This is a genomic window from Pseudomonas sp. Y39-6 (assembly GCF_023651955.1).
GTDB classification, from domain to species: domain Bacteria; phylum Pseudomonadota; class Gammaproteobacteria; order Pseudomonadales; family Pseudomonadaceae; genus Aquipseudomonas; species Aquipseudomonas veronii.
Genome location: NZ_CP069594.1, coordinates 1,363,821 through 1,385,711, shown reverse-complemented (window position 1 = coordinate 1,385,711; position 21,891 = coordinate 1,363,821). Strand labels below are relative to the sequence as shown.

Genomic DNA, 21,891 nt, shown 5'->3' with positions numbered 1-21,891 from the left:
AGCGCAAATACCCGCGCCCGAACAGGCCTATCCGTATCGATGTTCATGGCTTACACCCTGTGCGAATCACCCCGACGTCGGGCGCTCGAATGCGCTATCGGCCAAGGTATCCGGCGTGCAACGCAGGTCGCCGATCATCAGCACATCGTTTTCACTGCGGGCCTTGCTCGGGTCGAGGCGGAACTGACAGAGCAACTGGTTGCCCCGGCGCACTTCCAGGGTGGGCGAGCCGGCGTTCATTTCCATCGAGAAGAACCCGTCGACCTCGCTGACGCCACGGCTGGCATGGTTGATCACGTGATGGCCCTTGAGCGGGCGGCCCTGCGGGTCGAGCAGGCGACCGAGCACGGTGACGGTTTTCATCACGCGGATCTTGCGGTAGTCCACCCCGCCCTTGTTGATGTGGTAGGCGCTGCGCGGCGGCTGGATGTTCGCCGCCGGCGGGTGGTTGCCGTCGAAGTCGAACGCCACCGAGCCGGTCCGGTAGGCGGTGAGCGGCACGAAGTTGCGCCCCGGCCGCAGCGCGGTGCTGCCACCGCTGAGGTCGTCGGCGCGCAGGGTGATGTCGTCGAGGTCGGTTTCCACATCGACGATCATGCCCGCGCCGTCGCCGTGGTACTGGCTGGTCAGGGCCATCTTCCGGCCGCCGACGGCGAAGGTGCTGTGCAGGTTGAGGCCGCCGGTGAGGTTGCCGTTGAAGGAGGAGCGCTGGGCAAACGCATCGCCTGCGAGCATGTCGCCGTGGAAGCTGGTCATGCCGGACAGGCCGACGCCGTAGGTGTCGGTCAGCACGGTGGCCGAGACGTTCTGCAGCACATGGCCGCTGAGGTCTTTGCGGTAGGTCAGCGAGCCATTGTTGTCACGTTTGCCGTCGCGCGAGGTGCGCGAGCCGATGCTGCCCGACCACTGCTCGCCCGGCCCACCGAGGGCCAGGTTGAGGGTCAGGTCGACGCCGCGGTTGCGCCGGTCGCCGGTGCTGCGGCTGGCGGGGCGGTCGAACAGCGACAGGCGCCAATTGGCATCGCTGCCGAACAACCGGTCGTGCTTGCTCCAACCCAGGTCCAGGCCGACGCCCTCGACGTTGCCCTGGCTGTGGGACAGGCGTGCATTGAGCGAATGCTGGTTGATCAGGCGGTGATTGATCGACAGCGACGAGGTACTGGTCTGGCCGACGAAGGTTTGCCGGGTGCGCAGCCGCGTGCCGTCGGGCAGCGTGTCGTAGGTGTTGCGGGTGTCCAGCCAACTGCGGTTGTGGCTGGCGATCACGCTGCCGGCGCCATAACTGTAGAGGCCTTGCACGTCCATGCCGGTGCCGTGGTCCTGGGTCTGGTAGACGTTGGCGTACAGGCTCGCCTGGGTCGCCAATGTCCAGTCGATGGAAGCGCCGTATTGCATGCGCTCCTGCACCTGGCGCCCGGACAAGCCGACGATCACACGCGGGTGCAGCAGGTAATTGAGCGAAGCGCCGGCGGTCATATCGCCTTTGTCGCGTTGCTCCCAGTTGTTGAACAAGGTGCTTTCGCGGCCGGCGAACACGTTGTAGCGCCAGCGCTCGTCATGGTTGCGCCAGTTGTTGGGCTTGTACACCAACTCCTGGGTGGTGGCAGTGACCTGGCCGTCCTCGACCAGGCGCACTTCCACTTCATAAATGCCACCGGGCAACGGCCGCGTATCGATGCTCTGCAAACCGGCGGCCACCGCCTGGGTGTTGATCAGCAGGCCGTTGCGGTAAATCTCCACCGAGCCCTGGCGGTTGGAGGTGACGTAGATCGGGTACACGCTGGGCTTGGGGTTGTTGATAGCCAGGCTGTCGGAACTGCCGAGCATCACACCCACGGCGATATCCGGCGCGGCGCCGAACGCGCGCGGCTGGCGATTGAGCCCCTCGGAGGTGGGCGTGAAATAGCCCAGGCGCAGGAACTGGCCTTCGAATTCGCGCTGGGCGTACAGCGAATACAGTGCGTGATAAAGCTGGGTGTCCGGCCCGCCGAGGCGTGCCAGTTGCAGGTTGAGCGCATGGCTCCAGTTCCCCAGGCTGCTGCTGGCTTCAACCCCGAAACGTCCGCCGAGTTCCTGCGCTTGGCCGCCGTTGAGGTTCAACTGGTTGCTGACAATCAAGCCCGTGCTGCCGTCCTGGGGCTGGTGGTAATAACGTTGATGATCGGTGTCATGCTCGGCGTTCTCCGTGAGGATCGAGACCAGCGAGTTTTCCAGGTTGTAATGCACCGCCAACATCTTCTCCGGGCAGGTTTGCGTGCAACTTCCCAGGGCCGCGCCTTGTTGCAGGTAGTGGCTCCAGGTATCGCGCTCAGCGGGTTGTATCGGGCTGTCGCTGATATCGGTAAAGTCCAGCAGCGTGAGGCGGTCATCGCGCGAAAGTATCACCATCGCCTCGCCCAGAAAGACTTCGTCGCGTTCGATACGCACGGCCAGGGGCACATCAAAAAAATGCTCTTCGAATTCGCTCGGCAAACCTTTCGCCTGAGCCAGTAAACTGCGTGGCGTATAACTGTTATCAGCCGCCGCCCAGGCAGCCGAACAGGCAAGCAGGGCCAGCGCCGCCGCGATGGGTTTCATCGGGAACATGAACTTAATACTCTATGGCGAACTGCAAACCATCTGGAAACCGACCGCAGGCGAACACAACCTGCGGGCGGTGGGTGTGATCGATAAGGCGCGGCCTTATCGCGTGCCGGGTGCTTAGAAAGCGGTGCGCGGCACGTTGTCGAAGATCACGGTGGCGACGCTGGTGTAGAGACCGGTCTGGGTGTCCGCCGGCTTGGCGGCCTTGATGGTCATCATTTTTTGCAGGCCGGGGTTGGACTCTGCGTCGGCGGCCACTTCTTGCGGGCTACCGGTCAGGGCCACGGTGCCCAGGGTGATGGTCAGCGGGATCGAGTCCGTGCCGTTGGTGAGCGCCGCCGGGCCGTCCTGCAGGTAGGCGTCGATCGAGCCACCGGTGTTTTTCAGGGTGAACATCGAGGACAGCGTGCTCAGTTCGCCGGTCACAGTGTTGTAGGTCATGATTTCGTCGCGACCGAAGTTGGGGTCCAGGGGCTGGGCGTGGAACTGCTTGGTAGGGATGTCGGCCTTGATGTTGATCGTGGTGCTTGCATCGTTGGCGGCCATGGCAGCCGAAGAACCCAATACCGCAACAGCCAGCGGGAGCAGAACAGCAAACTTCTTGATCATGCTTGAATACCTAGTAGTCATTTAAAGGAAGGCGGTTAACTAAAAAGCAAGTCAAGACTCACTTCCAACTAACAGCGCGGCGCAATGTTCATTGTTTGGCTGAACATTCAACGCCGGGAAATATTCGACCAATGCGCTTTAAAAGTAAGCAGGCAAGCTCCGAGAAACATGCAGGCCAATAGGCCATTACGCTGGAGGAAGAAATGCAATAAATACGATTTTTAAAAAAACGACTGTAAGACGTTAATGACACACAGATAATTCAATAAAAGCAGTACAGTTATCAGGAGACACTTAACGCACAACTTCACATCTGTAGTATTGGAACTACACGAGGGCATCACTCTACGCCTTCAACGGCCACCGCCTAGATTGACGACGGTGTTATTGACGTAGGATCTGGACTTTTCCACCCCCCTGCCCGCGCCGGCAGGGGGGTCAGGTTTACTGGACGTGGGTGAGTTTCACCACCTGATCGAGGGCCGAGAGCAGCCGTTCGAACGCGCTGAACCGTTCGTCCTTCAGTTCTGCCCAGCGCTCGATGAAGAAGCGGCCTTGATCGTCGATCTGCACCGGCGTGGAAAGGATCTCGCCGCTGCGCGAGTGATGCACCAGATTCACTTCATGGGGTGAAAGCTGCTCGACCATGAACTGCCCCGGTCGCGTCAAGCGTGAACGATCGGCGGGAACATAGGCGCGAGGAGGACGCATGCCAGGGACGCCGACAGCCAGGGTGAAGTCGCTGCGGATCGCCGTCAGCCGGTTGGGGTACAACGACGATCCGTAGGCGACGGTCCATTGCAGCCCTGAGCGCAGCTCGCTGGCCGTGCCCGCCGGTACATCTGAGAGCCGCAGGCTGATCGCCCCTTGCGTCTGGGCCACCCCCGCAATCCCTTCGACCGAATGCACATGAGCATTGCCCATGTGCGCCACCCACTTGTGCGCGCCCTGGGCCGCCTGGTCTAGACGGATGACCTCGCCGGCAAAGAAGTTGAACATCGCAATGCGCGACGTCTGCGGCGCGCTCATACCCTTGGTGTGGTAGCTCGATACGCAATCCAATGCGCGGATGCGCAGGCCGTGTTTGCCTGCCACTTCCACCACGCTGGTGTACGTGTGCGGCCCGCGGTACTCGGGCATGTGGCCCCGGTCGAGGGTCCACAGGCGGTCTTTGAGCGCTGGGGGCAATACGCCCGTGCGCTGGAAGGTATCCAGGTCGGCCTGGTGCAGGTCGGTGAACAGGTGCTCCATGTACAGGGTTTTGACGCCTTGCTGCTTGAGCGCCTTCATCTGATCGATCAGCAGCGCCTTGCTCGATTGCTCGACGTGGCTCTCGCAGACAATCAGCCCCCGAGCGTGTTGGTAGCTTTGCGCGATAAAGTCGGCGGGCGTGGTGTTCGCCGGCAGGTCCGGCAACGTCGGCCTGGGGGGCAGTTCAGGGGTTTTGAAGAACGCCTGCGCCGTTTTGTTCAGGCGCTCGCGGGTCTTGCGGAAGGCGCTTTCGGCAGCGGCGATTTTCGGGTTGAGCGACCCATAACGGGTGTCGAACGCATGCGCTCCTTTGCCCATTTCATGCAGCTCGGGGACGAACCGCGAGTCGATGTCGAACTCGCTGTACGCGCTTGCGCGGCCAGGCGCGGTGACGAATGCCGGGGGCGCCGTGTAGGCGGTTTGCAGGGTCAGCTTGAAGTCGGCTTTGGCCGCCGGGTCGTCGACGATCGCGCCGGGCGTATCGTTCCAGATGCCCACCGGTTGGCCGGGGGCGACGTCTTCGACGCGCACACTCAGGGTCTTTTGCAGGTCGGCCAGGCCCGGGGTCTGGGTGTGCGTGTTGAGACGGCGGCTGTCGACCAGGGCGACCCACCCTTCGCCGGGGTTTGCGCCGATGTCGGCCTCGATCAGCGTGTGGGAGTAGAAGTTTCGCTGGGCGTTGGGCCGAGGGCTGACCAGCGCGCCGTTTTTCAGGTTGAAGGCTTTGTCTACCTCGTAGCCGGTGGACGCGTCCAGCCCACAGACGGCGATGTTTTGCCGGCGCGCCGCAAGGATCAGGGCGCGATAGGAATGCGGCGAGTCGTTGGCGATCCCCAGGGCTGCCTCGACTTTTTTCAGGTACTCGCTGATGTGCCAGTAGCTGCCGCCGGCGTTGAACTTGTCCAGTTTGCCCCGGAACAGGTCCGCCGGCAGGTACTCGATGTACAGGCGCCGCACGCCCTGCTCGTAGAGGGTGTGCATATTGTCGATCAGCAGCTGTTTGGCGGCGAGCGAGCCAGGCACGGCGCCCACCACCAAGCCCGGGTTTTCCTTGAAGGCGCTTTCCAGGATGTGCCGATGGCTCGCGCTGGCTTCGAAGGCCAGTACATCGGCCCTGGGAACGATGGGATTGAGCTGGGCGAAGAACGTGTCGGCATCGCCGCGCAACTGCAGGTAGGCGTGCAGGTAAGGGGCCTGGAGCGGGGCCATTTCATAGGTCAGCAGGCTGTCGCGGGTGCCCTCGCCCAACAACTCATCGACGCTGGAGGTGTTGCGAAACTCCACGCTCAGAACGCTTTCGTAGTCTTTGGCCAGCTCCGGCGGAACTTCATAGCGCTGCAACGCGTGGGGGCTTGGCGCGGGGCGTTTCGGCGCCCCGCCGGTGAGGCCCGAGCGCACCCAGCGGCCCTCGGCGTTCTGGTTGACCAGGCGGGCGGTCGACACGAGTTTGCCGCTCACCGGGTCCTGGCGAAACAGCAGATAGCGGCCCAGGGCATCGGGGGTTTTGCCCGCCCACAACGGCCGGCCCTCGAACCACACCGCCTGCATACCGGCGAGCGCGGGGCTCGGCGGCTGCAGTTGCTGGATCAACGCCATGGCCTGGCGCGGCGCTGCTGGGCGCATGAGGTGGCGCATCGGCCGGAGCAGCGGGCCGATGGACTTGAGTGCCGGGCGCAGGTCGGTGAACACCGCGCCGAGGCTGTTGCTCAGGTAGCCGACGAAGTGTTGCAGCGCCGCATCGGTGTCGCCCTGGTTGTAGGCGTGCAGGGCCAGCATGCCGTCCTTGAGCGCCAGCAGCAGGCCCAGGCTCAGGCTCAACACCGGGAACGGTGCGGTCGCAATGGCGATCAGCGGTTCGAGGCAACTCCAGACCAGGCCCATGATCATGTCGGTGCGATTGACCGTGGTGGCGGCAACGTCGTCGATCTTGCGTTGCAGCTTCATGTCGTGCAGCAGGTGACGCAGGTCGAGCACGGGCGGCACGCGCTCGATCGTGTCGTAGCGCGCCAGGCTCAGGTCGGTGCTGTTGAGGTCTGCGGGCAGGCCGGCCTGGGCGGTTTGCAGAAAACGCCGGACGCGCACCCGGGACTGCACACCGACGCGGGCGCTGAAGTAATCGAGCATGCCGTCGACTTTTTTCAGCAGGTAGTTGAACAGCCGGGCTTCGCGCAAGAACACGCCGTCCGGCGCCTGCGGTGTATAGAGCAACACCGGATTCGCGCCGTGGCTGAACAGCAAGGTGTCGATCACCCAGTCGCCGTCGATCATCAGGCGATGCACGTTGTAGGTGCTGCGCGTCTCGACCGAGGTGTCGTCCAGGCTCTTGATGGCGCGTTCAAACCAATCCAGATCGACCTGGGCGATATGGCCTTTGAGGCGCGATTCGAGCGCCGCGCTGTGCAACTGCAACTGGTTGATCGCCAGCGTTGCGTCGCGGCGCAGGGCATATCCGGGGCTGGCCGGGTTTTGCAGTTTGGCCTGGACTTCATCGGCGTAGCGCTGGCCGATCCATACGCCGCGCACCGAAAGCGCGACGTTGCGCGGCGTGAGCTTGCTCAGGTCGACCCCGGCCGGGCCCATGAAGGTGGCGACGGTGTCGAACCTGGCGTCGAGAAACCCCAGCGAATCCTCATAACCATCGCGATACAGGCGGGTGTAGGACACCGACGCGGGGCGCGTCAACGCCGGGAAGTCTTTGGGGTAATGCACCCACACCGTATCGGGGTCGACATCGTTTTGCCGCTGGCGCCCCAGCAGGGCGTTGAGCTGCGTCTTGGCCTGGGCATGCAGGAAGCGCTCGAAGCTGATGAAGCGGGCGTCGGATAACGGGTTTTGCGCATAGGTGTTCGCCGCGCCTTCGGCGTTTTCCGCCAGTTGAGTCAGTTGTCGACGCTGGGCCTCGGTGGCGGCCCGGTACCACGTCGGGGTGCCCCAGTGGTAATCGTCGGTCTGCACCTCCAGCAGTTGGGCGCGCAGGGCCTTGAGGCAATCGGCGTGGTCGGCCGCCTGGCTGAAGGTGACGTGGCGATATTCCTGGCGCGCCGGAATGAAGCCCAGGCCAGCCATGAACGTTTCCAGACCCGCACGGGACTTGAGGGCGACTTGCCCCAGCAGATAAGCGCGCATGGTTTCGTCCGCGCACCAGCCGAGGATATGCGCCTGGCAGCCGGTTTCCGTGTCGAACCCATGAAACTGCTGGGCCTGCGGCGCTTCGGGGGTACACAGCAGCAAGCGCTGGATCGCGCCCTGCTCGTCGCGCTCGCGCAGCAGCCAGAGGTCCTTGAGCACACAGCCATTGAGCGCAACGCTGCTCGCGTGCAGTTGCGCGTCGGTGCCGCGACGCAGGCGGGTAACGCGTTGATAGTCGGCCTCGGTGATGTGGTTTTGCAGCGTGGCCGTGTAGGCCAGGGCATTGATGCGGCGGTCGAGCATCTGTTCGATGGCGGCATGGATCTGCGGCTTGGCGTAGTACTCGCGGCGCACGGCCTCAAACTCCGCACGCGGTTTGAGGCTGTCGAGCAGGCTGACCAGATAGGCCGGGGTCAGGTCTTGATAGCGCTCGGGCAGCGGCGCGTCGGCATACGTGAGGGTGGTATTGAGCAAAAACGCCGAGCCGGGCAGTTCGTCGCCGGTGTGCAGGCCGCGCAGCGCCAGCGCGGTCAGGTTGTGTTTCTGCTCGTAGGCGCCGACCCTGGCCACACTGCGGCGCGTGCGGACTTGCAGGCGGTCGGGGTCCAGGTCGGTGATTTCCAGGTCAGCGGCCAGTTGTTCGAGCAACTGATAGCGCGCCAGGGCCTGCGGCGAGGCGGCATGGCCGAACAGGTTCAGCAGGGCTTGGCGGGCCTCGTCGTACTCGCTCAGCTGCCGCGCCAGGGCCTCGCGCTGGTGGCTCGGCGCGTTGCGATACCAGGCCGGGGCGCTGTGCTCCAGGCAACGGTCGAGCAGGCGCTGGGCGCGCAATTCCAGGCGCGGGCTGAGGTCGGGCAAGGCCGCGCGAATCGCGTCGTCCAGCTCGGCAAGCAGCTGCCGGGCGCTATGGTCGGGGTTGGCGTCCAGGCTCAAGGCCCAATCGATATCCAGCGCGCGTTTGGCCAGCCTGGCGTCGTAGGTGTGTTCGCACAGCGGTTCGCTGTTGATGGGGACCAACTGCAGCGGCCAGACGCCCATGACGGACAGCCCCCAGTACTGGCGCGGCAGCAGGCGCATGAACTCCTTGCGCCAGCCGCCGACCGCCATCGTCTCGCGCAGTCGGCGGTTCATCTCGGCCAGCGAGCTGAACGACTCGAAGCCGCGGGCCGGCGTGAACAGCACGACGTAGCCGGCATCGTCGGCCGGGGTCAGTTGCGCGACCACGGGGGTGTTTTTTTCGGTCAACACAAAGGCCCCGGCGAACTCGATCGTCTGGGCTCGATAGCTGAACGTCAGCGCATAGATGCCCGGTCGAAAGCTCGGCCCGAGCCCCAGGTTCTGCACCAGACGGGCCTCTTCACGATGCAGCAGAGAGTCCTGGATGTTGAGCTTGGCTTCGAGTTCCAACGCGACCAGGCCGGCGTCGTTGGCCATGAACGTGCGCAGGCTTTGGCCGCCCAACACCCCGGTTTCGTCCAGTTTCTGCAAGTGCGCCGTGAGGTCGCGCTTGAGCGTCGCCAGCCGTTGCTTGCCCTCGTCACTTTGCAGGTCGGCCTGCGCCACATCGGCATACAGCGCACGACAGCGGTCGAAGTGAGCGCGCGCGTGCGCCGTGAGCGTCTGGTTGAGTTTTTCAAGCTGTTGTAACTCGACGGGGAGCGGCCGCTTGGACAGTAACGGGGTGTCGGTTTCGAGCAACTGGTGACCGATCTGATGCAGATAACCGCGTATTTCCAGGGAGGTTGGCGAGTAAGGGGGAGAAATCAATGTGCTCATCGCACTGGCTCCATGCACATGGGAAGAGCCATCAGCATGCTGGGCGCATCACGCGGGACGGTGGTAGTTAAGTAGGCCGCGACCGTTGGTCGACTGATCTTGAACAGTCTAAAGATATATCTTAAGTTATATCTTAACCAAAACGGAGAGACCCAAAATGAGAGAGCATCATCCCCATCCCCATTCCCACGGCGACGGCCGCGACGGCTTCGAAAAACGCCCCGGCCGTGAACGCGGCGGTCGCGGCCCACGCGTGTTCGCCCCCGGCGACCTGAAGTTGCTGTTGCTGGCGCTGATCGCCGAGCAGCCGTGCCACGGCTACGACCTGATCCGCCAGATCGAAGGCCTGTTCGACGGCGCCTACAGCCCCAGCCCCGGTGTGATCTACCCGACCCTGACCTTCCTTGAAGAAAGCGAATTGATCAGCGGCGATGCCGAAGGCGGAAAAAAACGCTACACCATCACCGACGCCGGTCGTCTTTCTTTAAGTGAGCAGGCGATTGCACTGGAAGGCGTGCGAATGCGTATCGACGTGAGCAAACGCTCGCTGCGCGGCCATGATCGCCCGCCCGAAATCCACGAGGCGGTGCATAACCTGCGTCATGCCTTGCAACTGCACCACGGACGCTGGAGCGCCGAAGAAATCGCGCGGGTCGCCACGCTGCTCAATAGCACCGCACAAGCCATCGTCGACGGCCCGGCCGTTCAAGCTGTCCAGGGGGAAAATCAATGAATACGCCCGTCATCCATCGCGTCAGCCACGAGATCAAACGCCGTCGCCTCGACGTGCTGCGGGTGGTCGATATCACCCCGCGCATGCGCCGCATCACCCTCGGCGGCCCCGAACTGGCGGGGTTTGTCAGCCTGGGCAGTGACGATCACATCAAGCTGATGTTCCCGCAGAACGCCGCCGAGCAAGCCGCGCTGCAAAGCCCGACCTTCAGCATCAAGGGCGATGGCCCGCAGCCGGCCATGCGCGACTACACGCCACGGCGTTTCGACCTGAGCCTCGGCGAGTTGGACATCGACTTCGTGCTGCACGGCGACGGCCCCGCCTCCACCTGGGCCGAGCAGGCTCAAGTCGGCCAGCACCTGTACATCGGCGGCCCACGGGGCTCGATGATCGTGCCGGACATCTTCGACAGCTACCTGCTGATCGGCGACGAAACCGCCCTGCCCGCCATCGCCCGCCGCCTCGAAGAACTGCCGGCCGGGCGCACGGTGCTGGCGGTGATCGAAATCGCCGATGCGGCGGAACGGCAAGCACTGCAAAGCGCGGCCGAGGTAGAAGTGATTTGGCTGGTGCGCGGCCAGGCCGACCTGCTCGACACCGTGCGCGCACTGACGCTGCCGAGCGGTGCGCTGTACACCTTCGTCGCGATGGAAACCAAGCTGTCGCGCCAGGTGCGCCGGGTGCTGCTGGATACGCACAAGCTCGATGAAGCGTTCCTCAAGGCCGTCGGCTACTGGCGCGCCGAGGGCAGTGAGGAAGAATGAGTCATCCGTGGGGTTTGATGCTTTTATCCAACCCCACCACCGCCAGAGCAATCAGCACAAACCCCGCCAGAATCCCCCCGGCATTCACGAACACCTGTGGATAACCGAGGGTGCCGACGTCGAAAAACGGGTACTGGTATTGCCCGAGCAAATCCCCGCGCAGCAGCACATAGGCGAAGTACACCAACGGGTACAACACCCACAGGCCAATGTGTTTGCACTGCAACGTGCCCTTGGGCACACAGCGCCACCAGTAGACGACAAACAGCAGCGGCATCACGTCGTGCAGCAATTCGTCGGCGATGAACTGGAACCCTTCGGGCTGCCACAGGTGCCGCAGCAGCAGGTTATAGGCCAGGCTCACCAGCACGATGCTGGCGACAATCGCGCTGCTGACCCTGGGCGCCAGGAAAAACCGCTTCGCCGCTGAATCACGATCAACCACGGCGTAGCTCAGCACCACCACCACCAGGGTGTTGGTCAACACGGTGAAGAAGCTGAAGAAGTTGACCAGCCCGCCCAACAGGCTGGCGCCCGTCGACCAGCGCGAATAGAAAATCAGGTATTGCTGAATCGCCAACCCCCCCCAACCGGCCAGGGCCGCCGCCGTCACACAGCGTTTCATGGGCTCAGTCCAACGGGCGTTTGGTAGGCATCAGTTTCACGTACAGCCCTTCGACTTTCTCCCGCGCCCACGGGGTTTTGCGCAGGAACGTCAGGCTCGACTTGATGCTCGGGTCGCTCTTGAAACAGCGGACATCGATGCGCTCAGCCAGACCGCTCCATTCGTAGTGTTCCACCAGGGTGGTGAGGACGTGTTGCAGAGTCACGCCGTGAAGCGGGTCGTTGCTTGTCGCGGTCATGCCAGGCCTTTTGCAAAAAGAGGAAATACAGCCGCGCACCTTAGCCGACGGGGCGAACAGGTGGAAGCACCGCATTGAATATAGCCCCTGGGGAAAAGTTGCCCTTTTCAGGGCAAAAAGAGATGTTATATTGTAACGATAGTTATCAACCGTAAGCTGTTCGTTACCGTTTGCCGCCTTCTCTTTTTGTCGTTTGCCAAGGAATGTCCGATGTCCCTCTCCTCTGCCTGGCGCTTGTCGCCCCTCGCCGCCGCCCTGCTGATCTGCTCCGAAGCCCATGCGCTGGAACTGCAACCCCAAGTCATCACCGCCAACCCCCTGGGCAGCGCGCAACTGGCTTCGCCGACCACCGTGCTGGAAGGCGATGAGCTGACCCTGCAGCAAAAAGGCAGCCTCGGCGAAACCCTGAACAAGCAACCGGGCGTGTCGTCGTCCTACTTCGGCCCGGGCGCCAGCCGACCGATCATCCGCGGCCAGGATGGCGACCGCATTCGCCTGCTGCGCAACGGCGTGGGCGCGCTGGATGCGTCGTCGCTGTCCTACGACCACGCCGTGCCGCTGGACCCGGTCAACGTCGACCGCATCGAAATCGTGCGCGGCCCGGCGGCCCTGTTGTACGGCGGCAGCGCCATCGGCGGGGTGGTCAACACCTTCGACAATCGCATCCCCACCGAAGCCATCGAAGGCATCCACGGCGCTGGCGAATTACGCTACGGCGGCGCCGACACCACGCGCAGCAGCGCGGGCAAACTCGAAGCCGGCAACGGCACCTTCGCCCTGCACCTGGACGCGAATGCGCGGGAATTCAACGACCTCAAAATCCCGGGCCAAGCCCGCAGCCGCCACGCTCCGGAAGCCGAAGACGGCCCCGGCAAAAACGGCCGCCTGGGCAACAGCGACGGGCGCCAGGACGGCGGTGCGCTGGGCGGTTCCTACACCTGGGACGACGGTTATGCCGGGCTGTCCTACAGCACCTACGACAGCAACTACGGCTCACCCGCCGAACAGGCTGTGCGGATCCGCATGAAGCAGGACCACTACGCGTTTGCCTCCGAGGTACGCAACCTGCAGGGCCCGTTCACCTCGGTGAAACTCGACGCCGGCTACACCGACTACGAGCACCGCGAAATCGAAGGCGGCGAAACCGGCACGATCTTCAAGAACAAAGGCTATGAAGCCCGGGTTGAAGCGCGCCACCAGCCGCTCGGCCCCTTCGACGGCGTGGTCGGCGCACAAGTGACCCGCAACGAGTTCTCGGCCCTCGGCGAAGAAGCCTTCGTGCCGCAGACCGACACCAACGCCGGCGCGCTGTTCATCCTCGAAGAAATGCAGGCCACCGAGCGCCTGAAACTCAGCCTCGGCGGGCGCCTGGAGCACACCAGCGTCGACCCGGACAGCAAAGGCAACGCGCGCTTCGCCAATGCCGACAAGACCAACGACTTCACCGCCGGCAGCCTGTCGTCCGGCGCGGTGTACACCCTCACGCCGATCTGGTCGCTGGCCGCAACCCTGGGCTACACCGAACGCGCGCCGACCTTCTACGAGCTGTACGCCAACGGCGCTCACGTCGCCACCGGCACCTACGAGTTGGGCAACGCCAACCTGAAGAAAGAAAAAGCCGTATCCAGCGACCTCGCACTGCGCTTTGACAACGGCACGCACAAGGGCAGCTTCGGCGTGTTCTACAGCCGTTTCTCCAACTACATCGGCCTGCTGGGCACAGGTCGCACATTGAACGACGAAGGTGAAGAAGACGCCGGCGGCATCCCCGAATACGAATACTCGGGAGTGCGCGCCCGTTTCGCCGGCTTTGAAGCCCAGGATCACTGGAAGCTCGGCGAAGGCGCCTACGGCAAGTTCGCACTGGAACTGTCGGGCGACTACACCCGCGCCACCAACCTCGACACCGGCGAAGCCCTGCCGCGCATCGCACCGCTGCGCCTGAACAGCGGCTTGCTGTGGGAACTGGACCGCTGGCAAGCGCGCATCGACATCGAACACGCCGCCGGACAAGGCCGTGTGCCCTCCAACGAAAGCGGCACCGACGGCTACACCACACTGGGCGCCAGCGCCGGCTATCGCTTCAACGTCGGCGGCAGCCAGTGGCTGGCATTCGTCAATGGCGAAAACCTGACCAACCAAACCGTGCGCTACGCCAGCTCGATCCTGCGCGACATCGCCCCGGCAGCAGGCAGAAGCGTACAAGTGGGCCTGCGCACCACCTTCTAACTATCCAAAAAGAACCGCCCCACGATGCAAAGCGAGGCTCTTGATCCGCTTTCGATCCAAAGCCCCCCACAATGCAAAGCGAGGCTCTTGATCCGCTTTTGATCCAAAGCACCCCACAATGCGAAGCGAGGCTCTTGACCTGCTTTTGATCCAAAGCACTCCACAATGCGAAGCGAGGCTCTTGATCCGCTTTTGATCCAAAGCACTCCACAATGCGAAGCGAGGCTCTTGATCTTGATCTTGATCTGAGGCGCCCCGTTAAACCACGCTGGCCGAACGCAGGCTTGAATCCGTGGGTAACCCGGCAGGACGCCGGGTTAGCCGTCCTGGGCCAAGGATGGCCCATGACGGCGGCCCACGGATTCAAGCCGGAGTGAGGGCACACCGAGCACTAGCGAGGTGCCGAGTGGTGGGGCAAGAGCCCTTTGGTTACTTTGGGGCTTTTCCAAAGTGACCCGCCGTAAGGGCGGAACCCATAGCCGCCGTTACCGAAGAAACGGATATGCCCCCTCCCCCAAGGCCATCCACCAGCCCCCTAACAACAACCCCACCCCCTCATCCCACAGCGACATTCTGTCACTGTTACCAAATCCGAAATAATGCATCTTGCGATTTTCACTTTCTCTCAACGCCCCACCGCATTATCCTTGGCGGCAATAACCTGAAACGATTCACTCTCGGTCAACCCCAACCTACCGAACACCCCTCGCCACAAAGACAGCGCTGTCTCACACCCGACCGCGCCTAAAAATAAATCACCCCCCTGTGGATACCCCCCGCTATCCCCAGGAAAAACCGACTCACGCTGAACCAAGCCCGTGCCAAATCGTCATCTACAGTGAAGACACACGGGGACACATAATTCCAACGTCACGGAGAAACACACTATGAGCACTGATGGTGCCTCAAGCCCAAGCCGCCTACTGCCCAGGCTGCTAGGCGTCTTGCTGCTGATCATGGGCCTGGCCTTACTGGCCGGCGGTATCAAGCTGAGCCTGCTCGGCGGGTCGCTGTACTACCTGCTGGCCGGTATCGGCATCACCCTGACCGGCCTTCTGCTGCTGGCCACCCGCCGCGCCGCGCTAGGCCTATACGCACTGGTACTGTTCGCCAGCACCGTGTGGGCACTGTGGGAAGTCGGCCTGGACTGGTGGCAGTTGGTACCGCGCCTGGCACTGCTGTTCGCCCTGGGCATCGTCATGCTGCTCCCATGGTTTCGCCGTCCGTTGCTGCGTGGCCAATCGGCACCGCTGGGCACCGGCGCGCTGAGCGTGGCCGTGGTCCTGGCCGGCGCTGCCGCCGTGGCCAGCCAATTCACCCACCCGGGTGAAATCAAAGGCCAACTGGACCGCGACGCAGTACCGGGCATGGCCAGCGCCGCGCCGACCCAGGCCGATGGCGACTGGAATTCCTACGGCCGTTCGGCCTACGGCGATCGCTACTCGCCCCTGGCGCAGATCACCCCGGAAAACGCCCACAAACTGGTTCCAGCGTGGACCTACCGCACCGGCGACATCCCAGGCCCGAACGACCCGGGCGAGACCACCGCGGAAAACACCCCGCTGAAAGTCAACGGCATGCTCTACGTGTGTACCCCGCACAGCCAGGTGATTGCCCTGGACCCGGATACCGGCAAGGAAATCTGGCGTTTCGACCCGAAGATCAGCACCGAAGGTGCCGCAAACTTCAAGGGTTGGGCGCACATGACCTGCCGTGGCGTGTCGTATCACGATGACGCCGCCTACGCCTCCGAACAGAGCCCGACCGGCAGCGCCAGCCCGGCTGCCGCGCCGAACGCCTGCCCGAAACGCATCTTCGTGCCGACCGCCGACACCCGCCTGATCGCCCTGAACGCCGACACCGGCAAGATGTGCGAAGACTTCGGCGACAAAGGCCAGGTCGACCTGCGTGCCAATATCGGCAGCTTCGCCCCAGGCGGTTACTACTCCACTTCGCCACCGGCGGTGACCAAAAACCTGGTGGTGATCGGCGGTCACGTCACCGATAACGTCTCCACCGACGAGCCCAGCGGCGTGATCCGCGCGTTCGACGTCCACACCGGCAAGCTGGTGTGGAACTGGGACAGCGGCAACCCGGACGACACCACCCCGTTGGCCGAAGGCAAGACCTACACCCGCAACTCGCCGAACATGTGGTCCATGTTCTCTGTGGATGAAAAACTCGGCATGCTCTACCTGCCGATGGGCAACCAGATGCCCGACCAATACGGCGGCGACCGTACCGAAGACTCGGAAAAATACAGCGCCGGCCTGACCGCCCTGGACATCGACAGCGGCCACGTGAAGTGGACCTTCCAGTTCACCCACCATGACCTGTGGGACATGGACGTGGGCGGCCAGCCTTCGCTGATCGACATCAAGACCGAAGCCGGCGTGAAACAAGCGGTAATGGCGTCGACCAAACAAGGCAGCATCTACGTGCTGGACCGCGCCACCGGCCAACCGGTGGTACCGATCCACGAAGTGGCCGTGCCGCAAGGCGCAGTCGCGGGCGATCACACCGCGCCGACGCAACCGAAGTCTGATCTGAACTTCATGCCACCGCCGCTCAAAGAGCGTGACATGTGGGGCGTGACCCCGTTCGACCAGATGCTGTGCCGCATCGATTTCAAATCCATGCGCTACGACGGTGCGTTCACCCCGCCTTCGCTGCAAGGTTCCATCGTTTATCCGGGTAACTTCGGCGTGTTCGACTGGGGTGGCATTTCCGTCGACCCGGTGCGCCAGATCGCGTTCGTGAACCCGAACTACATGGCGTTCAAATCGAAACTGATCCCGGCCGCCGACATTGCCAAGCAAGGCCCGCGCATCAGCGAAACCCAAGGCGTGCAGCCGAACAAAGGCGCGCCCTACGGCGTGATCCTCGAAGCGATGCTGTCGCCGATGGGCCTGCCGTGCCAGGCACCGGCGTGGGGTTATGTGGCGGCGGTCGACCTGACCACCCACAAAACCATCTGGATGCACAAGAACGGCACCGTGCGCGACAGCTCGCCGGTTCCGCTCCCGCTGACCATGGGCGTGCCTAGCCTGGGCGGCACTTTCACCACCGCCGGTGGCGTGTCCTTCCTCAGCGGCACCCTCGACCAGTACCTGCGTGCCTATGACGTGAAAAACGGCAAGCAACTGTGGGAAGGTCGCCTGCCAGCCGGTGCGCAAACCACACCGATGACCTACACCGGCAAGGACGGCAAGCAATACGTGCTGGTCATGGCCGGCGGTCACGGCTCCCTGGGCACCAAGCAGGGTGACTATGTGATGGCGTTCAAACTGCCGGATTAAGCAAAACCTGCAGCAAAACAAAGGCGGCTACCCTCACAGGTAGCCGCCTTTTTTGGTTGGCATCAGCCTCGCGCGCGCATGAAATCCCCCCAGCGCCGCACCAGGTAGTTGTGTTCATCCATCACCGAGTTCCACACCGCGATATGCCCCATGCGCTGTTCATAGGAGCCGCCGTCGCGCACTTCGCCGATATCGATCAGCGGCAGGCCGTCGCTGCCCGGTAACTCTTCGCGCGCGGGCTTGCCGGCGTACCAGTAGTCCCATTCGGCGCTGGTCAAATGATCGCGGCTGCGTGCCGGGTTGCCGATGTAGTAACCCTGGCGTGCCATCACCGCGCCCGGCCAGCCGGACAACCACCAATTGAGGTACGCATAAGCCGCGTCGAGCACCGGGCCCTGGGCATGGCGCGACAACGACAGGCCGCCGAACCAGGCGCGATAGCCTTCACGCGGCACCGCCAGGCGGTACTTCACCCCGGCGCGATGCAGGCGCATCAGGGTCGGCGACCACAGGCTCTGGATATCGATGTTCGGGCTGAGCATCAATTGCGCGGCTTCTTCATCGTCGGACCAGAACGCCGCGAAGTGCCCTTCCTTCTGCTTGCGCACCAGGATATCGGCGAGCACGTCGATCTCTTCGATGCTCATGTTGCCGATGTCCCTGAACCTCGCCAGCCCGGCGCCCTGCACCGCCAACGCGGCATCGAGCGCGCCGATGGCCGCGTCACTTTGCAACGCGGTGCGCGCGCGCAACAGCGGGTCGAGCAGCCAGCCCCAGCTTTCGTTGCTGCGGCTGAACGCCTCGGGCAGGCGCTCGGGGCGGTAGGCGAAGCTGTCGGCGTTGTGGGTCAGCGGCAACATGCTGATGCGTTCGGTGACCGTGCTGCCGAGGCTACCATCGTGCTGCACAAACAGCCGCTCGCTGGGCACGCTGCCACTGCCCAGGCGGTCGCTGGGCGACAGGCGACCGCGCTTGGGCAGGTCGTTGATCTCGTGCCACAAGGCGATGCGCCGCGTGTCGATGGGTTGGATCGCGCGGGCGGGCCATACGAAGTCGACGTTGTGGAACCACTGGTCGTACAGGTCGTAGCTGTCGGGCTGCATCACGGCGATGCGCTGGGCCTGTTCGACGTCATGCACCTGGTACACCAGGCGAATGCCCAGTTCCTGTTCGGCCCGCACGCGCAAGCATTCGAGCAAGGTCACCGACGTACCGAGGACTCTTAAGGTGATCATGCCGCGAACCGCCGTGAAAACGCCTCAAACGAGCGGCGCAGCAGCACCGGGTCGAGGCCGCGCAGGATAAACACCAGGCGCGATTGGCGGTCGCTGCCCGGCCACGCTGGCAGGTGGACCGGCGCATGCAGGCAGTGCTGCACACCATGAATGACGATGGGGGCCGAGCTTGCGTTCACGTTGAGCAGTCCTTTGACGCGAAGGATTCGTTCGCCATGGCATCTTAACAGCATCGACAACCACACTCCGAAACCGACCCAATCCAGCGGCCGGTCGAAGCTCAGGCAGCAGACTTGCGCGGCGCCGTGGCGGGCGGTGGTGGTCCGGTGCAGTTGCCAGCGCCTGACTTCGGCGGCCGGTTCGGCGCTGCGCAGACCTGCGCCGAGCAGCAGTTGATCGCCGCTGTGGATGTCGCGGCTATCAAGGATCGGCGTGCCCGCGTTCAGCGCCTGCAGGTGCAGGCGCAGCGGCGTGCAGTCGTCCACAAGGTCGGTCTTGCTCAGCAGCAAGCGATCCGCCGCCGCCACCTGGGCCAGCCATTCCGGGTGCAGGCGTTCCTGCAGGGCCGCGTGGCTGGCGTCGACCAAGGTGATGACCAGGCCGATATGAACACGCCCGCGCAGTTGCACGTCGTTGTTGAGGGTCGCGAGGATCGGCGCCGGGTCGGCCAGGCCGGTGGTTTCCAGGATCACCCGCTTGAAGGCCGGGATCTCGCCGCGCTCGCGGCGTTGCAACAGGCTGAGCAATGCGTCTTTGAGTTCGCCGCGAATCGAGCAGCACACGCAGCCGCCGGGCAGCAGCACCGTGTCCGGCGCCACCTCTTCCACCAGCAGGTGGTCGATGCCGACGTCGCCGAACTCATTGATCAGCAGCGCCGTGTCGCCAAGGCTCTCGCCCTGCAGCAGGCGCGTGAGCAAGCTGGTCTTGCCACTGCCGAGGAAGCCGGTGATGACGTTGAGGGCAATACTCATATGTTACCTCCGCCCCTTGTAGGAGCGAGCTTGCTCGCGAAAATCATCAACGATGACGCGGGCATCCTGGATGCACGCGGCGCTCTCGGGCTTTTCGCGAGCAAGCTCGCTCCTACAAGGGGCATTCCAAGTGATCGAGTAGTTGCGGTCGAGGGGATCCAACTGGCGCCCGAGCATGGTTTCGGCCGCTTGCCAGAGTTGATCCAGGCCGATATGAACACGCCCGCGCAGTTGCACGTCGTTGTTGAGGGTCGCGAGGATCGGCGCCGGGTCGGCCAGGCCGGTGGTTTCCAGGATCACCCGCTTGAAGGCCACCTCTTCCACCAGCAGGTGGTCGATGCCGACGTCGCCGAACTCATTGATCAGCAGCGCCGTGTCGCCAAGGCTCTCGCCCTGCAGCAGGCGCGTGAGCAAGCTGGTCTTGCCACTGCCGAGGAAGCCGGTGATGACGTTGAGGGCAATACTCATATGTTACCTCCGCCCCTTGTAGGAGCGAGCTTGCTCGCGAAAATCGTCAACGATGACGCGGGCATCCTGGATGCACGCGGCGTTCTCGGGCTTTTCGCGAGCAAGCTCGCTCCTACAGGGGGCATTCCAAGTGATCGAGTAGTTGCGGGTCGAGGGGATCCAGCTGGCGCCCGAGCATGGTTTCGGCCGCTTGCCAGAGTTGATCCAGGCCGCTGGCCAACGCCTGCTTGCCGGTCGCGCCGAGCAGCAGGTACGACGCGCCCTGGAAGTCTTCGACCTTGAGCCGGAACACCGCCAGCACCTGGTTGATCGCGGCGATCCGGCGCAGGCGTTCGCGGCGCCGGGGCAACTCGTCGCCCAGGGGGTCGCTCCAGTGCAGGTCTTCGCCGAGCAGCCCGCAGAGTCCGCACATGGCTATACCCCGCTCATGGCATGACATCGCCGGAGTTCGGGCCCAGGGTCTGGCCGACGAACAGGTTGCCGCCCGGCTCGCTGGCCAGCAGCACGGCGGTCGGCGCCACTTCGTCGGCCAGGCCGAAGCGGCCCAGGGGCAGTTCGGCGGCCTTGGCGCGCTTCCAGGTGTCGCTGATGCCGCCCACCAGCGGCGTTTCGATGGGCCCCGGCGCGATGGCGTTGACCAGCACGTTGTCCTTGGCGACTTCCAGCGCCAGGGATTTGGTGAAGCCAATCACCCCGGCCTTGGCCGCAGCGTAGTGGGTCAGCTCGGCGCCGCCCTTGATCCCCAGTTGCGAGGCGACGTTGATGATCCGTCCCCAGCCCTGCGCCAGCATGTGCGGCAAGGCGCGCTGGCTGGCGACGAAGACGCTGGTGAGGTCGACGCGCAGCATGTCGTTCCACATTTCGATCGTAAGGTCGACGCAGCGCGCCTGGGTGAGCATGCCGGCGTTGTTGACCAGGATATCGATGCCGCCGAAATGTTCGACGCAACGGTCGACACTGGCCTGGGCGCCTTCGACGGTGCCGACATCGGCCAGGCACTCGAACACTTGCGCGCCGAGGTTGCGGCAGGTGACGGCGGTTTCGGCGAGGCTGACGGCATTGCGGTCGGCCAGCAGCAGGCGCGCGCCTTCAGCGGCATAGGCACGGGCGATGGCGGCACCGATGCCGCTGCCGGCGCCGGTGATCACGGCGCGGCGGTTAGTCAGTTGGGGCATACACAAACTCCTGAAAAAACACAGAACCCAGGTGGGGTCAGTCGGGCCAGCGCACGGTCAGGCCACCGTCGATGACGATGCTTTGCCCGGTCAAATAGCTCGACGCGTCACTGGTCAAAAACTGCACCAGCGACGCCACTTCATCCGCCCTGCCCACCCGGCCCAGCGGAATCGCCCGCGCCGCCTTGGCCAGGCCTTGCGGCCCGAGGGAGTTCTGCGCATCCAGCGATTGCGGCGTCTCGATCAAGCCCGGGATCACCGCATTGCAGCGAATCCCCAACGGCGCCAGTTCCACCGCCAGCGAGCGGCACAACCCCGGCACACCGGCCTTGGCCGCCGCGTAATGGCTGTGTTCCTGCCAGCCATATACGCCGCCGGCAATCGACGAAATCGCCACCAGCGCACCGCCTGCGGGCATATGCCGGGTCGCTGCGCGGAAGGTACGCATCACCCCGGTCAGGTCGACATTGAGCATTTCGTCCCACACCTGATCGGTCATTTCCAGCAGGGGCGCCCGACGCAGCAGACCGGCATTGGCCACCGCGTAATCGAGGCGGCCAAAATGCTGCACGGCCTGGGCCGCCAAGGCGTCCACCGAGGCGCTGTCGCCGACGTCCAGCGGCAGCATCAGGCACTCGCCGCCCGCTTGCTCCACCAAGGACACGGTGGTGCGCGGGTCATGGGGATCGGCCGGGTAATACCCGCCCACCACGGCCACGCCGCAACGCGCATAGGCCACGGCGAGGGCTTGGCCGATGCCGCTGGCGGCACCGGTAATCAAGGCAACTTTACGGTTCATCGAACAC

Annotated in this window: 14 protein-coding genes and 1 pseudogene; 4 read left to right on the top strand and 11 right to left on the bottom strand. The window is 63.9% G+C overall.

Translation table 11 applies throughout. From position 1 onward, the window contains the following. Positions 1-66: 66 nt before the first annotated feature. From JN756_RS06255 to JN756_RS06245, 3 genes are all read right to left on the bottom strand, one after another. Positions 67-2,586: a TcfC E-set like domain-containing protein gene (locus JN756_RS06255; protein ID WP_201021932.1), complete on the bottom strand. Its 2,520-nt coding sequence runs from the start codon at positions 2,584-2,586 to the stop codon at positions 67-69. A 114-nt stretch (positions 2,587-2,700) separates the two neighbouring features. After that, positions 2,701-3,192 (bottom strand): CS1 type fimbrial major subunit, encoded by a 492-nt coding sequence (locus tag JN756_RS06250; RefSeq protein WP_046384572.1) that lies wholly within the window; start codon positions 3,190-3,192, stop codon positions 2,701-2,703. Between the two features lie 444 nt (positions 3,193-3,636). Next, positions 3,637-9,348, bottom strand: coding sequence for a membrane-targeted effector domain-containing toxin (locus JN756_RS06245; RefSeq protein WP_201021931.1), 5,712 nt, complete (start codon positions 9,346-9,348; stop codon positions 3,637-3,639). A gap of 157 nt (positions 9,349-9,505) precedes the next feature. Between JN756_RS06245 and JN756_RS06240 the strand changes: the two genes are divergently transcribed. After that, complete coding sequence (locus JN756_RS06240) at positions 9,506-10,081, top strand: PadR family transcriptional regulator (protein WP_201021930.1); 576 nt, start codon at positions 9,506-9,508, stop codon at positions 10,079-10,081. Next, on the top strand, positions 10,078-10,845 hold the full coding sequence (locus JN756_RS06235) for a siderophore-interacting protein (protein WP_201021929.1): 768 nt from the start codon (positions 10,078-10,080) through the stop codon (positions 10,843-10,845). Before JN756_RS06240 ends, JN756_RS06235 begins: the two co-directional genes overlap by 4 nt. Before the next feature lies 1 nt (position 10,846). Here the strand turns inward: JN756_RS06235 and JN756_RS06230 are convergent, their stop codons facing one another. Beyond that, a complete protein-coding gene (locus JN756_RS06230; protein WP_201021928.1) occupies positions 10,847-11,470 on the bottom strand; it encodes a Pr6Pr family membrane protein in 624 nt (207 codons plus the stop codon). A 4-nt stretch (positions 11,471-11,474) separates the two neighbouring features. Beyond that, positions 11,475-11,708, bottom strand: a complete 234-nt coding sequence (locus tag JN756_RS06225; protein WP_201021927.1) for a VF530 family protein — start codon at positions 11,706-11,708, stop codon at positions 11,475-11,477. Between the two features lie 210 nt (positions 11,709-11,918). On the opposite strand from JN756_RS06225, the gene JN756_RS06220 reads away from it, so the two are divergent. Both JN756_RS06220 and JN756_RS06215 read left to right on the top strand, forming a co-directional pair. Then, positions 11,919-13,937, top strand: coding sequence for a TonB-dependent receptor (locus tag JN756_RS06220; protein ID WP_046384575.1), 2,019 nt, complete (start codon positions 11,919-11,921; stop codon positions 13,935-13,937). 887 nt (positions 13,938-14,824) lie between these two features. Beyond that, positions 14,825-17,236, top strand: a complete 2,412-nt coding sequence (locus tag JN756_RS06215; protein ID WP_046384576.1) for a glucose/quinate/shikimate family membrane-bound PQQ-dependent dehydrogenase — start codon at positions 14,825-14,827, stop codon at positions 17,234-17,236. A gap of 62 nt (positions 17,237-17,298) precedes the next feature. On the opposite strand, the gene JN756_RS06210 is transcribed toward JN756_RS06215, so the two are convergent. From JN756_RS06210 to JN756_RS06175, 6 genes and pseudogenes are all read right to left on the bottom strand, one after another. Beyond that, the gene (locus JN756_RS06210) at positions 17,299-18,471 is read right to left on the bottom strand and encodes an ABC transporter substrate-binding protein (RefSeq protein ID WP_026139746.1); all 1,173 of its coding nucleotides are present in this window, start codon (positions 18,469-18,471) and stop codon (positions 17,299-17,301) included. Next, positions 18,468-19,442 (bottom strand): CobW family GTP-binding protein, encoded by a 975-nt coding sequence (locus JN756_RS06205; RefSeq protein WP_046384577.1) that lies wholly within the window; start codon positions 19,440-19,442, stop codon positions 18,468-18,470. Before JN756_RS06205 ends, JN756_RS06210 begins: the two co-directional genes overlap by 4 nt. Before the next feature lie 153 nt (positions 19,443-19,595). Further along, positions 19,596-19,910: pseudogene (locus tag JN756_RS06195) on the bottom strand (GTP-binding protein); the annotation flags it as partial. A 112-nt stretch (positions 19,911-20,022) separates the two neighbouring features. Then, positions 20,023-20,322 carry a hypothetical protein gene (locus JN756_RS06185; RefSeq protein ID WP_017844560.1) on the bottom strand — a complete coding sequence of 100 codons (300 nt, stop codon included), beginning with the start codon at positions 20,320-20,322 and terminating at the stop codon, positions 20,023-20,025. A 13-nt stretch (positions 20,323-20,335) separates the two neighbouring features. Further along, a complete protein-coding gene (locus tag JN756_RS06180) occupies positions 20,336-21,085 on the bottom strand; it encodes an SDR family NAD(P)-dependent oxidoreductase (protein ID WP_017844559.1) in 750 nt (249 codons plus the stop codon). A 37-nt stretch (positions 21,086-21,122) separates the two neighbouring features. After that, positions 21,123-21,884, bottom strand: coding sequence for an SDR family NAD(P)-dependent oxidoreductase (locus tag JN756_RS06175; protein WP_017844558.1), 762 nt, complete (start codon positions 21,882-21,884; stop codon positions 21,123-21,125). Between the last annotated feature and the right edge of the window lie 7 nt (positions 21,885-21,891).

Bases quoted from the DNA above. Each gene is read 5' to 3' on its own strand.
- JN756_RS06250 (WP_046384572.1), bottom strand. From the start codon at position 3,192: ATGATCAAGAAGTTTGCTGTTCTGCTCCCGCTGGCTGTTGCGGTATTG.
- JN756_RS06215 (WP_046384576.1), top strand. From the start codon at position 14,825: ATGAGCACTGATGGTGCCTCAAGCCCAAGCCGCCTACTGCCCAGGCTG.
- JN756_RS06255 (WP_201021932.1), bottom strand. From the start codon at position 2,586: ATGTTCCCGATGAAACCCATCGCGGCGGCGCTGGCCCTGCTTGCCTGT.
- JN756_RS06245 (WP_201021931.1), bottom strand. From the start codon at position 9,348: ATGAGCACATTGATTTCTCCCCCTTACTCGCCAACCTCCCTGGAAATA.
- JN756_RS06235 (WP_201021929.1), top strand. From the start codon at position 10,078: ATGAATACGCCCGTCATCCATCGCGTCAGCCACGAGATCAAACGCCGT.
- JN756_RS06220 (WP_046384575.1), top strand. From the start codon at position 11,919: ATGTCCCTCTCCTCTGCCTGGCGCTTGTCGCCCCTCGCCGCCGCCCTG.
- JN756_RS06240 (WP_201021930.1), top strand. From the start codon at position 9,506: ATGAGAGAGCATCATCCCCATCCCCATTCCCACGGCGACGGCCGCGAC.
- JN756_RS06205 (WP_046384577.1), bottom strand. From the start codon at position 19,442: ATGAGTATTGCCCTCAACGTCATCACCGGCTTCCTCGGCAGTGGCAAG.
- JN756_RS06180 (WP_017844559.1), bottom strand. From the start codon at position 21,085: ATGCCCCAACTGACTAACCGCCGCGCCGTGATCACCGGCGCCGGCAGC.
- JN756_RS06185 (WP_017844560.1), bottom strand. From the start codon at position 20,322: ATGTGCGGACTCTGCGGGCTGCTCGGCGAAGACCTGCACTGGAGCGAC.
- JN756_RS06230 (WP_201021928.1), bottom strand. From the start codon at position 11,470: ATGAAACGCTGTGTGACGGCGGCGGCCCTGGCCGGTTGGGGGGGGTTG.
- JN756_RS06210 (WP_026139746.1), bottom strand. From the start codon at position 18,471: ATGATCACCTTAAGAGTCCTCGGTACGTCGGTGACCTTGCTCGAATGC.
- JN756_RS06175 (WP_017844558.1), bottom strand. From the start codon at position 21,884: ATGAACCGTAAAGTTGCCTTGATTACCGGTGCCGCCAGCGGCATCGGC.
- JN756_RS06225 (WP_201021927.1), bottom strand. From the start codon at position 11,708: ATGACCGCGACAAGCAACGACCCGCTTCACGGCGTGACTCTGCAACAC.